The 13,791-nt window shown below is 62.4% G+C and carries 12 protein-coding genes; 1 reads left to right on the top strand and 11 read right to left on the bottom strand.

Going from position 1 to position 13,791, the window contains the following annotated elements; translation table 11 throughout:
• Positions 1–12: 12 nt before the first annotated feature.
• Positions 13–354, top strand: a complete 342-nt coding sequence (locus M1E04_RS14170; RefSeq protein ID WP_065991456.1) for an FKBP-type peptidyl-prolyl cis-trans isomerase — start codon at positions 13–15, stop codon at positions 352–354.
• 292 nt (positions 355–646) lie between these two features.
• Here M1E04_RS14170 and M1E04_RS14175 read toward each other — a convergent pair whose 3' ends face one another.
• The 11 genes from M1E04_RS14175 to M1E04_RS14225 form a co-directional block, all read right to left on the bottom strand.
• Positions 647–3,022 (bottom strand): hybrid sensor histidine kinase/response regulator, encoded by a 2,376-nt coding sequence (locus tag M1E04_RS14175; RefSeq protein WP_065991455.1) that lies wholly within the window; start codon positions 3,020–3,022, stop codon positions 647–649.
• A gap of 68 nt (positions 3,023–3,090) precedes the next feature.
• Positions 3,091–3,552, bottom strand: a complete 462-nt coding sequence (locus M1E04_RS14180) for a response regulator (RefSeq protein ID WP_065991454.1) — start codon at positions 3,550–3,552, stop codon at positions 3,091–3,093.
• Positions 3,553–3,571: 19 nt separating this feature from the next.
• A complete protein-coding gene (locus M1E04_RS14185; protein WP_456291544.1) occupies positions 3,572–5,827 on the bottom strand; it encodes an ATP-binding protein in 2,256 nt (751 codons plus the stop codon).
• A gap of 158 nt (positions 5,828–5,985) precedes the next feature.
• Entirely contained in the window at positions 5,986–7,926 is a 1,941-nt protein-coding gene (locus M1E04_RS14190) for a response regulator (protein WP_410929071.1), read from the bottom strand.
• Positions 7,916–8,815: a sensor histidine kinase gene (locus M1E04_RS14195; RefSeq protein ID WP_192131060.1), complete on the bottom strand. Its 900-nt coding sequence runs from the start codon at positions 8,813–8,815 to the stop codon at positions 7,916–7,918. Before M1E04_RS14195 ends, M1E04_RS14190 begins: the two co-directional genes overlap by 11 nt.
• Positions 8,808–9,833 (bottom strand): ATP-binding protein, encoded by a 1,026-nt coding sequence (locus M1E04_RS14200; protein WP_456291545.1) that lies wholly within the window; start codon positions 9,831–9,833, stop codon positions 8,808–8,810. The genes M1E04_RS14195 and M1E04_RS14200 overlap by 8 nt, the downstream gene beginning before the upstream one ends.
• Positions 9,824–10,228 (bottom strand): anti-sigma regulatory factor, encoded by a 405-nt coding sequence (locus M1E04_RS14205; protein ID WP_065991451.1) that lies wholly within the window; start codon positions 10,226–10,228, stop codon positions 9,824–9,826. Before M1E04_RS14205 ends, M1E04_RS14200 begins: the two co-directional genes overlap by 10 nt.
• Positions 10,225–10,587: an STAS domain-containing protein gene (locus M1E04_RS14210; protein ID WP_037010489.1), complete on the bottom strand. Its 363-nt coding sequence runs from the start codon at positions 10,585–10,587 to the stop codon at positions 10,225–10,227. Before M1E04_RS14210 ends, M1E04_RS14205 begins: the two co-directional genes overlap by 4 nt.
• A 4-nt stretch (positions 10,588–10,591) precedes the next feature.
• Positions 10,592–11,443, bottom strand: coding sequence for an STAS domain-containing protein (locus tag M1E04_RS14215; RefSeq protein ID WP_065991450.1), 852 nt, complete (start codon positions 11,441–11,443; stop codon positions 10,592–10,594).
• A 266-nt stretch (positions 11,444–11,709) separates the two neighbouring features.
• Positions 11,710–12,189, bottom strand: coding sequence for a hypothetical protein (locus M1E04_RS14220; RefSeq protein WP_065991732.1), 480 nt, complete (start codon positions 12,187–12,189; stop codon positions 11,710–11,712).
• Positions 12,190–12,345: 156 nt separating this feature from the next.
• Entirely contained in the window at positions 12,346–13,467 is a 1,122-nt protein-coding gene (locus M1E04_RS14225) for a DUF1615 domain-containing protein (protein ID WP_456291546.1), read from the bottom strand.
• Positions 13,468–13,791: the final 324 nt, after the last annotated feature.

Consider the following 13,791-nt stretch of genomic DNA (forward strand, 5'->3'; position numbering starts at 1 on the left):
GGACACCTGAACATGAATGAAGAACTGAGCATCCTCGATCTGCTGGAAGGCACCGGCAAGGCCGTCGTCAAAGGCGCGCTGATCACCACCCAATACACCGGCACCCTCGAAGACGGCACCGTGTTTGATTCCTCCTGGGCGCGCGGCAAGCCGTTTCAGTGCGTGATCGGCACCGGGCGGGTGATCAAGGGCTGGGACATCGGGCTGATGGGCATGAAGGTCGGTGGCAAACGCAAGCTGTCAGTGCCGGCAGCGCTGGCGTACGGCGAGCGCTCGATGGGGGCGCACATCAAACCCCATTCGAATCTGATCTTTGAGATTGAATTGCTGGAAGTGCTGACGCGGGATGATTGAGGTGGTTTGCGAGCGATATTCATCCGACGCTTTGCGGTATGGCAACCGACGCATTCCCGGCTAAAGCCGGTCCCACAAATTGGAGTCCACCCCAGCCCTGCGGGTGTGCACCACTTCCCGTAGGACCGGCTTCAGCCGGGAAGAGGCCAACGTGTACGCCATCAATCTCACGGTGTGGCAACCGACGCATTCCCGGCTAAAGCCGGTCCCACAGTTTGTGGTCGCCAACAGTTAGATTGGGTGCACGCAATGCTTTCAGTGGGGGCCTGCCTTCGGCCCCACCATTTCGGACCTACGCTTTCATCAAGACCCGGGCCAGTTTCTTGGCCAGCTCTTCTTCCTTGTAGGGCTTTTGCACGATCAGTTTCGGGTCAACGTCGAGGATGTCGATATCGGCGAAGCCGGTGATGAACATGATCGGCAGTGCCGGGTGGTCACGGCGGACAATTTCTGCCAGCTCGCCACCCGTCATGTTGGGCATGGCGAAGTCGGTCAGCAACAGTTCGATGCCGGGGTCGAGCTTCTTCAGCGCTTCGTCGCCGCTGTCGGCTTCGACCACCGAATACCCCAGCGACACCAGCATCATCGAGGTCACCGAGCGTACGGCCGGGTCGTCGTCTACCAGGAGAATGGTGCGGTGCTTGTCATCGGCGTCGGCGCGGCCGGGCATGTCGGACGCGCTGACCACCGGGACCGCCATGCGGGCAACGCTCGGGAGATACACCCGCAGCGTGGTCCCGGCGTTTTCAGCGGTGTCGATGCTCACGCCGCCACCGGACTGCTTGGCAAAACCGAACACCTGCGCCAGGCCCAGCCCCGACCCCTTGCCCACCGCCTTGGTGGTGAAGAAGGGTTCGAAGGCCTTGGCCAGGACCTCCGGGCTCATGCCGCAGCCGGAGTCGCTCACCGACAACACCACATACGCGCCGGGCTCCGGATCTTCGGGACGCTGCGGCAGGCGATAGACCATCTCGTTCCAGGTGCTCAGGCGCAATTGCCCGCCCTGGGGCATGGCGTCCCGGGCGTTGATCGCCAAGTTGAGGATGATCATCTCGGTCTGCGTCGGGTCGACCAACGCACTCCACAGGTCCTCGGCCAGTTCGGTTTCCACCCAGACGCTGCCGCCCAGGGCACGACCGAGCAGCTCGCGCATGCCGTCGATGGTGTCGTTGAGGTTCAGCGCAACGGGCTCCAGACGCTGGCGACGGGAGAACGACAGCAGCTGACTGGTGAGCTTGGCGCCCCGCTCGCCCGCTTCGCGGATGTTCTGCAAGCGCTGCGGAGACTTGGTAAACACGCCTTTTTCCAAGTCCCGGCTGAGGAAATTCGCGCTGGTCAGGATCACCGTCAGCAGGTTGTTGAAGTCGTGGGCGACGCCGGCCGTCAACTGGCCGACCACCTCCAGCCGCTGCATCTGCTGCAACGCGGCCTCGACGCGTTCGCGCTCTTTGATCTGATCGCGCAGACGCTTGTTGGTCGCCGCCAGTTCGTCCACCACGGCGCGCTCGCCGGTGATGTCGCGGACCGCGGCGTACATCAGGCCGTCGTCCGGCACGATGGTCCAGGACAACCAGCGGAATCCCCCGTCGGCGTGGCGCATGCGGTTGACGAAACGGGTCGAGACATGGCCTTCGGCAATACTGGCGGTCTCGCGCAGCGTGGCCGCCAGATCATCCGGGTGAATCAGCTCGCTCAACGGCTGGCGACCGACCTCGTCGCGGCTCCAGCCGAGGGTCGACTCCCACGCCGGGTTGAGCGCGATCGGCGTCATGTCGAAATGCAGCACGCCGAGCAACTCCCGGGACAGCTCCCAGGTGCGGTCACGCTCGCGGGTTCGCTGGACGACGCGTTCGCCGAGAATGTCGTTGAGTTGATGCAGCGCCTCGGTGGCGTGCTTGCGTTCGGTGATGTCTTGGATGACGCCGGTAAAGCGCACGCACTGGCCATCTTCGAAAAGCGAGCGGCCGTTGGAGAACACCCAGCGCTCCTCGCCGTCGTCGGTGATCAGCCGGTGCTCGATCTGGAATGAGGTGTCCACCGTCAGCGCGGCCATGACCTTGCTGTGCAAGTGATCGCGGTCGTCCGGGTGACAGAGCAGAAACATGAGGGCCAGGCTGACGGTGGTGTCGGCGCCAACGCCATAAAGCGCTTTGCAGCGCTCGTCCCACAGCAGCGTGTCGGTGCGCGGATCGTAGGTCCAGACGCCCATGTCGGCCGCTTCGATCGCCAGGTGCGCGCGCACTTCCGCCACTTGCAGCGTCTTCTCCGCGTACAGGCGCTTTTCCCGCTCCTGCACCTCGGACACCGCGCGCATGACCGCCTTGGGCAGCATTTTCATGTTCTGCTTGAGGACGTAATCGATGGCGCCCATGCGCATCATCTCGACCGCATGCTGCTCGCCGAAAATTCCTGAGAGAAAAATGAACGGGGTCTTCGGCGCCAGGCGCAGCGCGCTGTTGAGCACGTCGGCGCCGGACGAGCCGGGCAACAGGTAGTCGCTGAGAATGAGGTCAAAACGCGCGGCGGCCAGCTCGCGCTCAACGTCCTGATGGTTGTAGACCAACGTGGCGTCGATCTTCAACCCGCTGTTTTCGAGGGTGAGCAGAATCAGCTCGGCGTCGAGCGAACTGTCTTCGACCAAAAGCAATTTAAGCTGCGATAACGACATGGATAAAAGTCATTGTTCCAGTAAGGGCTTGCGCGAAGCGGGTTTACGCAGGCCAGCAGAAGCCGGATTCAGGAGCCCGGGCGGCGTGCGAGTCGCAGGGAACCCGGTGGTGGCTCGTTCAATACTGCCCAGAACACGCCAAGGTCCGAGATCGCCGAGACGAATTCCTTGAATTCGACCGGTTTGACCACGTAAGCGTTCACACCCAGCGAATAGGCGCGATCCAGGTCGGGTTCTTCGCGCGAAGACGTCAGCATCACCACGGGAATGCTGCGCAGTTCCTCGGTTTCGCGAATGAGCTTGAGCACTTCAAGGCCATCGACTTTCGGCAGTTTCAGGTCCAGCAGCATCACCGCCGGATTGCCGACCACACGATCATGATGGTGGTTGCGGCGCAGCAGGTAATCAAGGGCTTCGGCACCGTCGCGCAGCACGATCACTTCATTGGCCAACTGGCTGCGTTCAAGGGCGACGAGCGTGAGCTCGAGGTCGTTGGGGTTGTCTTCCACCAGAAGAATGGGCTTTAGCACTGGGCGTCTCCTTCGACACTCAAAGAGTTACGGTCAAACCGCGCTTGGGCAGCGCAAAGTAAAAAGTGGCGCCATGGCCCAACTGGCTATGGGCCCACACGGTGCCGTCATGGCGTTCGATAATCCGGCGGACACTGGCCAGGCCAATGCCGGTGCCTTCGAATTCCTCCATGCGATGCAAGCGCTGGAACACGCCAAACAGCTTGCTGGCGTAGGCCATGTCGAAGCCCACGCCGTTGTCACGGATGTAGACCACGATCCTGTCGTCTTCCTCGTAACTGCCCACCTCGATCACGGCCGGGTCCTGTTTACGGGTGTACTTGATCGCGTTGGACAGCAGGTTGCGCATCGCCAGGTGGAGAAAGGCGGCGTCGGCGATCACCACGGGCAACGACTCGAGGACTTTCCACTCCAGCGCGCGGCCTTCGTAGTCGGGCAGCATTTCCCGGCGAATCGACTCGACCATGGCGTTGAGGTCGACGTCGGAAAAGCGCATCGCCGACCGGCCCATCTGCGAAAAGCTCAGCAGGTTGTCGACCAGCGTACCGGCGAACCGCGCCGAATCACTGATGTTTTCGAGAAAGCGGACGCCTCGGTCGGACAGCTTGCTGCCTTCAATGTCGCTCAACAACTCAGCGTAGCCGGCAATGTGGCGCAACGGCGCGCGCAAATCGTGGGACACGCTATAGGAAAATGCTTCGAGCTCTTTATTGGATTTCTTCAACTCATCGGCCAGGGCAGCCATTTCTTCAGCCTTGCGCAGGACGATGCCCAGCACCGCCGCACGCAGCTCGACCACGGCCTCAGAATCCATGTCGTCCCAGGGCCGGGAAAACCCACGCACCGTCTGCTGCCACATGGCGAAGCTGTGGCGTGGGCTCAGCGACCCGCTCGGGGTGACACTTTTTTCCAGTTTGCCGGCCCAGTTCACGACACGGGTCTGTTCGGGGCGGAACCAGATAATGAAGTTGGAATGCAGCTCGGAGATCGCCGTCGCCAGCACACCGCTGACCGATTTGGCCAGCACCGGCAGCTCGGGGATGTCGCGACTAACGTTGTCGGAGCGGAAGACCTCGTGGGGATCGCGACCGCTCAACCAGCCGGCGAGCTTGACGATCTGTTCGCGCTCGGGGGTGTCGCCGTAGACATCGACGCTGGCGCCGGAAATCACCGCCGCCCCGCTCGCACCGACAAAACCCAGCAACACGTCGGGCATGGCGCGCAGGCCGCCGGTCACGCTGTCGAGGTCGGCCATCGCCGCGAGCATCTGCACGATCTGCCGACGCAGGCTGAGCATGCGCTGGTTGTCGGCGTGGGCTTCCTTGCTCTCGAGCTGCAGGGACAAGACGCTGCCCAGCAACTCACACGCCGTGCGGGTCTGGAAGCTGACCCGCCGCGGCGTGGCGTGGTGGCAGGAAATCAAGCCCCATAACTGCCCGCGCACCACGATGGAGATCGACATCGAGGCCATCGTCTGCATGTTGCGCATGTACTGCAGATGCACGGGGGATACGCTGCGCAACGTGGCGAAGGTCATGTCCAGCGGCGCGCCCGTCAGCGGGTTGTAAGCGGGTATCAGCGGCGATGCCTGGTAGTCGACGTCTTCGATCACACGGATCCGGTTGGCCAGGTACATCCTTCGAGCCTGGGCCGGTATGTCGGACGCCGGGAAGCTCAGGCCAAGCATGCTCTCATAGCCCTGATCAGCCACTTCGGCGTTGACCAGGCCGTTGCCGTCGGCGTCGAAGTGGTAGGCAAGAATCCGGCCGAAACCGGTGATGCGCTTGACCTCGGCCACCGAACGCTGGCACAGCGCTTCAATGCTTTCGTCAACGCTCATCTGGCTGATGAACCCGCGAATCAGCGGGTACACATTGCCATAGGCGGTGCTCATGTCGCCGGCCGGCTCGAACTCGGCCATCAGCACCTGATCATGACGATGCACCATTATGGTCATCGGCTGACCGGCTCTTGAGCCCTGCAGAAAGCGCACTTCACCCAGGTGAAAGGGGTTTTGCTCTTCATCCGGCAGCGCCCGCAAGCGCTCGAGCAGCAATTCGTGTTCGGCGAACACATTGGAAAGCGCCACGCCAATCAACGACTGTGGATCAAGGCCAAGCCAGTCAGTGACATTGGCGCTGACCTGAATGACCGTCGAGGCCGCTTCATTGATGACCAGCAAAAAACCCTGGGGCTGAATGCTTCCGGGGATCTGGATCGGTTCCTGGGCGCACTGCTCTATCGCGCTCTGGAGGAAATCGTCGGTGAGGGTCAAGGTTTGGCTCCTTCAACCTTCAGCGTTTGGGCAAACGGCGTCGGCAATATGTGCCCCGGGGGGTGGCACGGGTGGGAATGGCGCTCACGGTAACAAAAACCGGCCCGGTCAAATACTCCGAATTGGGTGTTTACGCCAAAAAAACCCACCCATTCCCGTCAGGAATCGAGCATCGCGCGCACTTTCGACAAAAAATCCGCCAAGTGGAAAGGTTTCAGGACCATATCCATCCGTTCGCCCAGGAAATCCTGCCGATTTAGAGCGTTCTCCGCATAGCCGGTCATGAACAGCACCGGCAGGTCCGGACGCCAGACACGCCCCCGCTGCGCGACCTCGCGACCGTTCATCTCAGGCATTCCGACATCGGTCAGCAGCAGGTCGATGGTGGCGTCGTTTTCCAGACACGACAGTGCCGTGGTGACATCCGCCACCGGGGTGCAGCGATACCCGGCATCGGTGAGCACTTCATTGACGAACATGCGCACCGACGCCGTGTCTTCGACGATCAGCACATGCTCCCCTGCCCCCGGCGCCGCCACGGCAGCGGGCTGCTGAGGTTCGACGCTCTGTACGTCTGCCGCCGGCAGCATCAGGGTCACTTCGGTGCCGTGGCCGACGACGCTGCGAATCTGCACGTCGCCCCCCGACTGCCGGGCGAAACCGTAGATCGTCGACAGGCCCAGGCCGGTGCCCTGGCCGATGGGCTTGGTGGTGAAAAAGGGGTCGAACACCTTGTCGATCAGGTGGTGCTCGATGCCGACGCCATCATCGCGCACGGTCAGGGCAATGTAGGCACCATCCGCCATGCGCGAATGGCCCTGGGAATAGGTTTCGAAGGTGCTGATCCAGATATTGCCGCCCGCCGGCATGGCGTCACGGGCATTGATCACCAGATTGAGCAAGGCGCTTTCCAGCTGGCCTGCGTCGACCATGGCCACAGCGCTGCGCGAGGTCAGCTCAAGGGTCAGGGAGATGCCCTTGCCGATGGTGCGGCCGAGCAAGTCCTCAAGGGAGCGCACGTACTGATTGACGTCGGACGCGCGGGTGTCGAGGGGCTGCTGGCGAGCGAAGGCCAGCAGACGGTGGGTCAGCGCCGACGCGCTTTTTGCCGAGGCCAGTGCGGCATCGGCGTAGACCAGAACCTTTTCCGTGCGGCCGTCTTCGGTGCGCTTCTTGACCAGCTCAAGGCCGGTGACGATGCCGGTCAACAGGTTATTGAAGTCGTGGGCGATGCCGCCGGTGAGCTTGCCGATGGCGTCCATTTTCTGCGCCTGCAGCAATTGCTCTTCGGTCCGCGCACGCTCGGCCACTTCGTGGGCGAGCCGACTGTTGACCGAGTCCAGCTGCTGCAAATGCGACTGTTCGCGGCGGCGGTGCTCGGTCACGTCTTCGATGAACACCAGGCTCATGCCGGTGACCCGGTACGGCGAAACCTGCCATTCGGTCTCGCGCAGTTCGCCCTTGACCCGCATGCTCAGGGTGCCCATCCAGCGCTCGCCGGTCGCCAGCGCCTCACGAAGCCCGTCCAGCGCAGAGCCCTGATCTTCACTGAAGCTGCGCAGCACCGAATGGTCCCCGGCGTCCTGCCCGAGCAACTGAGCAAAGGCGTGGTTGGCTTCGTGGACTTTCAGGTTGCCGTCCATGACCGCGATCGGCGCCGAGACGTTAGCGAAAATCTCGCGAAAGCGTTCTTCGCTGTCGCGCAGGGCGTGCTCGGTGTCACGCACCCGCAACAGCGTGCGCAGTGTCGCCAGCAGCACGTCGGGGTCCACCGGGTGCACCAGATAGGCGTCGGCGCCCGCTTCCAGTCCGGTGACGATATCGCCGGTCTGGATCGATGCGGCCGACACATGCACCACCGGCAAAAGGGCCGTCCGTGGTGCAGCGCGGAGCTGGCGGACAATGTCGAAGCCGCTCATGTCGGGCAGGTTGACGTCGAGAATCAACGCGTCCGGCAAGCGCTCTTCAAGCAGCGCGAGTCCTTCGGTGCCGGTGCCCGCCTCCGACACCACGAAACCCTGACGCTCCAGGCGGCGACGCAGGGCATAGCGGGTCGCGGTGTTGTCATCGACGATCAGCAGCCGGGTTTCAGGCTTCATCGGCAGGCTCCTGAGTCAGCGCCAGCGGAATCACCACATAGAATGTCGAGCCCACACCGGGCTCGCTGTCCACACCGACGCGGCCACCGAGCAATTCGGCGAAGCGTTTGCACAGGGACAGGCCCAACCCTGTCCCGCGCAGGCGTTTTTGCAGCGGCGAGTCGACCTGAATGAAGTCTTCGAACAGCGCGCCATGGAGTTCCTGGGGGATGCCGATGCCGGTGTCAGTCACGGCAAAGCGAATCGAGTCCTCGGACTCCAGCCGCGCCGACACGCGCACTTCACCGCGCTGGGTAAATTTCAGGGAATTTGAAATGAAGTTGCGCAGGATCTGCGCGAGCTTCTGGTCATCGGTATAGAGCCGTGGCAGGCCCACCGGCTGTTCGAAGATCAGGTCCACGGCGGAGGTGTCGACGATGGGCCGGAACATGCCGCGCAGTGCCGAAAACAGATCGAACATGTCGAACCACGCCGGCGAAATGCTGATCCGCCCCGCTTCGATCTTCGCCAGGTCCAGAAGGTCGTCAACCATGTCGCTCAATTCGCGGGCCGCTGTACTGATGAACGCGACCTGCTTGTGCTGTTCCGCACCCAGCGGTCCGTCCAGTTCGTCGGACAGCAGGCTGGCGATGCTGAGGATCGAGCCCAGGGGCGTGCGGAACTCATGGCTCATGTACGACAGAAAACGGCTCTTCAGGTCCGACGCCTCGCGCAGCTGGTCGGCCTGATCTTCAAGCTCGGCGTACAGCGCAAGCACGCCCTGATTGGTTTCATCGAGTTCGGCACGCAGCGAGTCGGTTTCAGCGCGCAAGCGTTCCAGCTCGCGTCGGGTCTCGATTTCGACCCCGGCTGAGCCCTCAGGGGTCTCGCGGGCATTGTTGTCAGTCATCGAGCGTCTCCAGAGCCATTACCAAGACCGTTACATCGTCCCTGCCCCGGTTGTAATCACGCTGCAATACCGCTGCAATCACCGCCGGGTGTCGGTACATCAGACCTGGATAGTCGCGAAGATTCCAACGCGATTGCAGGCCATCACTGAACATGATCAACAACTGCCCGGTGCACTCGGTGTAATCGATCGGCGCAGTCTTGCGGTACTGCAGGCCGACGATGCCGGGGTGCGAGGGGATGCCGCGGGTTTTGTCCTGGCCGATCAGCGACGCACCGATATTGCCGATACCGATGAAGCGCAGCTGGCCCGTCGCGCCATCGAACTGCGCCAGCGCAGCGGCACCGCCACGGCTGCCGCGCATGTCGAAGTGCAAGTCATCCAGCAGCACCCCGGGGTCGGCAAAGGGGTTGCGAATGAACGCGCGGGCGCCCGCCATGCCGGCGTTTTCGGCTTCCGGGCCGTGTCCCAGGCCATCGATCATCATGATCGAGACCTGCTGGCCCTTGATCGCGACTTCCCAGACATCGCCGCAGGCCGGGTCATAGTGCAGCGAATGTTGCGCGATGCCCATGCGCAGGTCCTTCACCACGCTTTTGCGCGGGAAGAAGCGCGCCAGCAGCACGCTGCCACGGGGGTCGCTGTGCACGTCGAAGACTTGCGCCTGACGCAGCACCGAACCCAGGCCAATGCCCTGGGTGCCACGGGTGGAGAAGCCATCGGCCATGCAGTTCTGCACGTCGAACCCCTTGCCCCGGTCGATTGCGATCACCTCAACGCCTGCCGCTGCACCCGAAACGTCGCCCGGCAGCGCGCGCACGTGCAGCTCACCGCTCTGCGCATGCTTGAGGATGTTGCTCGCCAGTTCAGTGACGACCAGCGCCACCCGGCCGCAATCGGCCTCGTCGAAGCCTGCCTGTTCGGCCAGCTTCTGGGTCGTGCGTCGGGCGTGACCGACCTGACTGACGTCCTCCACCGACAAGACCTGGGTCAGGTGGCTGTGCAGGTTCAGGTCCATTTACAGATCGTCACGCGGGTGCCGGCGCCGGGCGCGGTGTCCAGCTCGAAATCGTCCACCAGGCGCTTGGCACCGGTCAGGCCCAGGCCCAGGCCGCCGCCGGAGGTCCAGCCGTCGGTCATCGCCAGCTTGAGGTCAGGGATGCCGGGACCTTCGTCACGAAAGGTAAGACGCAGGCCAACGCGCAGGCCGTCCTCGACAATCTCCCAGTCCATGTCACCGCCGCCGCCATAGACCATGGTGTTGCGCGCCAGCTCGCTGACCGCTGTGACCAGTTTGGTCAGGTCGATCAGGCGCATGCCGCATTCCTGGGCCAGCTTGCGCGCGGTCTGCCGGGCCAGCACGACATCCTGCTCGATGCGAATGGGTTGAGTGCCGCTGCTGCGCACGGTCATTGGGAATAGGCTCGCTCGCGCAGCAGTTTCATGCCGCGCTCGACGTTCAGCGCTGTGCTGACGCCGGGCAGGGTCATGCCCAGTTCGACCAGGGTGATCGCCACCGCAGGCTGCATGCCGACCAGCACGGTCTCGGCGTCCATGATCCGCGACAGGCCGGAGATCATGCCGATCATGCGGCCAATGAACGAATCCACCATGTCCAGCGCGGAGATGTCGATCAGCACGCCGCGGGCCGAGGTGCGGCTGATGCGTTCGGACAGGTCGTCCTGCAGCGTCAGGGCCAGTTGGTCATGCATGTCCACCTGGATGGTGACGAGCAGAAAGTCGCCCATCTGCAAAATCGGGATGCGCTCCATGGGCTCATACCGCCTTGGTGAGGGTGACGCCCAGACGGCGCAGGGCCAGTGCGAGGGCATCGGCCAGATTGGCTTTGGTCACGACGCCTTGCAGGTCCAGACCCAGGTGCACGATGGTCTGGGCAATCTGCGGACGCACGCCGCTGATGATGCAATCGGCGCCCATCAGGCGGATCGCGGTCACGGTTTTGAGCAAATGCTGGGCGACCAGGGTATCGACCGTCGGCACACCGGTGATGTCGATGATGGCGATTTCAGCGCCGGTGTCGACGATGCGCTGCAACAGCGATTCCATGACCACCTGGGTGCGTTGCGAATCCAGCGTGCCGATCATCGGCAGCGCCAGAACGCCGTCCCACAGTTTGACCACCGGCGTGGACAGCTCGAGCAGTTCTTCCTGCTGACGCTTGATCACCGCTTCACGGGACTTCTGATAGGTGCGGATGGTGTGCAGGCCCAGACCATCGAGCAGCTCCGACATCTGCAGCACTTGCTCGGCAATCAGCAACGGCTGATCAGCGAAGGCATTTTGCAGTTGGGTGAAGAGCGGGCCCTTGAGGGCGAAGATGAAACTGGCGGTCTGCTGGGAATCCTGACCGGCCAACGCGCGCTGACTGGACAGTTTTTCCAGAAAGTGGCGAACGTCATCCCATTCGGTGGTGGTGATGTTGGCGGAGCCACCCTTCTCCAGGGTCGACGTCAGCAGGCGCAGGAAGTCGGCAACTTGCTGGCGGATTTCCTCGGGCTTGAGATTGCGCGTCGCACCGCTGGCTTCCAGATCGGCGTGCCATTGAACGGCCAGCTGGGATTCGGAGCGCTTGAGCGCGTCTACGGTGATTTGTTGCAATGCTGCCATGAGGGTGGCTCCAGTGAGTGCAGGTCGAGAATTAGAATTAGTCGACGTGAGCAGGCCTGTGAAATACGCGAAAGGGTCAAAAAAACGGCGCAGAACGTTGCGCGGCAGGTTGTTGCAAGGTGTGGACCAAGAAGCTGTCTGACCCTGGGATTGCAGCCGCCGCAGCGGGCGTGCACCGGGCAGACGAGATACGCCTGCCGCGACTAGGTGTCAAGGTAACATCACCCCGCTTTCTTTGTTTCTTTATCGGCGTGGTCCTTGCGGACTTAGAAAACGCTGTCGACGACCTGCACGTAGATCGAAAACGCCCCCAGCAAAAACCAGAACACGGTGAACAGCCACGGCGTGCGCATGGAAAACATCAGCGACTTGCGATAGCCCTTCTCGCTGGACTCGTGTTCGCTGAACAGCGGCGAGTCGTCGTACGCCAGGCCCATGGCCGGCTGGCTGCTGAGCAGCTGAGCCTGCTTGAAATGCCAGTGATCGATGATTTCGTACGCCGCGCGAATGCCCGGCCAGGCGTGCATGGAGCTGATCAGCCCGAGCAACGTCAGAAAAGGCGGCACCACCAGGGTGAACATCTTGCCCCACTCCGGATTGAGGTTGGCCATCGACGAGGCGAAGGCGATCACCAGAAACGATTGCGCGGACAGGTAGGCGTTGGTGCGATTGGACAGGATGGCGGTCTCGTACTGGATTTCCTTGCGGTAGAAATTCAGCCGGTCTTTGGGTGATCCGAACAGCATGGCGTCGGCGACCTGATCACTCGCTGCCTGCTCCTCGGCAGCCGGGTTGCTGCTGGTAATGATGATCGGTGTTTCGATGTCACGGCTCACGAGGATGCCTCCTGCAAATTGAATATGGGACCGGCTTTAGCCGGGAAGCTTTCAGCAATCGTAGCCTCACTTCAAAGACCCGGACGCCCGCGCCATGCAGCGAACCCGCCGCTCTTCGACCCGCTGCGCAAACCAGGCCGTGGTCAGCTTGCGGGTGATCTTGGGACTTTCCAGCACGATGCCCGGCAAAATAGCCCGTGGCAGCGGTTTGCCGGCGGCCTCGTCGGCCATGGCAAAAATTTTCGCGTACAGCTCGGTGTCTTCGAAGGCCAGTGTTTCGCCCTTCTCCAATTGGTTGCGGATGGTCGTGTTGCGCATGTCCAGCCGCGGGTAAAGGCTGCGCACAGCCAGTTCGGTCTGCCCAAGCGCCGGGCCGAAACCGTAGCTGATCAGGTCGCCATCCAGGGCCAGACGCTTGCCGGACACACGCGCCACCGCACTCTGGAACGCGGCATTGCGGCTGGCGTACCAGCCGGCGTTAAAGTCGGCGAAGCGATACAGCGGTCTGTCGTAGCTGACCGGATAACCGAGCAGATGGGCGATGCCGAAGTACATGCCACCTCGACGGCTGAACACTTCATGGCGAATCGAGCCCTCGACCGGATACGGATAATCCCGGGCCTGCCGCTCGGCGAATTCGATGCTGACCTGCATGGGCCCGGCGGTATGGACCGGGTTGAAGTTGCCGAACAATGTACGACCCAGCGGGACCATGCCGATGAAGTCATCGAAAATGGCGCTCAGGTCTTTTTCAGTGCGGGCGGCGCTGAGGCGTTCGTTAAAGGTTTTGCCGGTCGAGGAGCGGATGTCCAGGGCGCTGCGCACCAGCAGATTGGGGATGTGCGCCTTGCTGGCGCGACGGTCGATTTCGTCCTGGGCGATTTTGCCCATTCCCGGAACGGCCGGGTCGACCTGAAAGTTGGATTCCTGCTGGGTCACGGCCAGCACGGAACAGAGGTTCTCAACGCTGGGGTTGATCTTCTGCACGTCAAACGCGCGTTGAATGTCCTGGGCCCAGCCTTGGCGGTCGGCGACGCGGGCGGGCAAGAGCCGCACGATTTCACTGCGTACCACCGAGGGATCCGGCGAGGGTTCCTGATGGCGTTGCGAGCTGCAACCGACCAGCAGCGTCAGCAGGATCAGGCTGGCTAGGGCGTGGAGGTGGCGGCTGATTCCATTCACGGTCATGACTTCTCGGTGGTTACTCAAACGGGGTGGCGCGGTATGGACAGCGGGAAGCGCTGCTGATTCAAACAGGCCGTGTGCCAGCAGGACCGCGCAACCGGTAGGACTGGCTTCAGCCGGGAAGGCGTCAATCATTACACTGCAAAATCGATGTCGTACACACCGGCCTCTTCCCGGCTAAAGCCGGTCCCACTGTCACACCGCGTACCCGGTAGGACTGGCTTCAGCCGGGAAGGCGCCGATCATTACACTGCAAAATCGATGTCGTACACACTGACCTCTTCCCGGCTGAAGCCGGTCCTACTGTCACACCGCGTACCCGGTAGG

Source organism: Pseudomonas sp. AK106, from assembly GCF_053903055.1.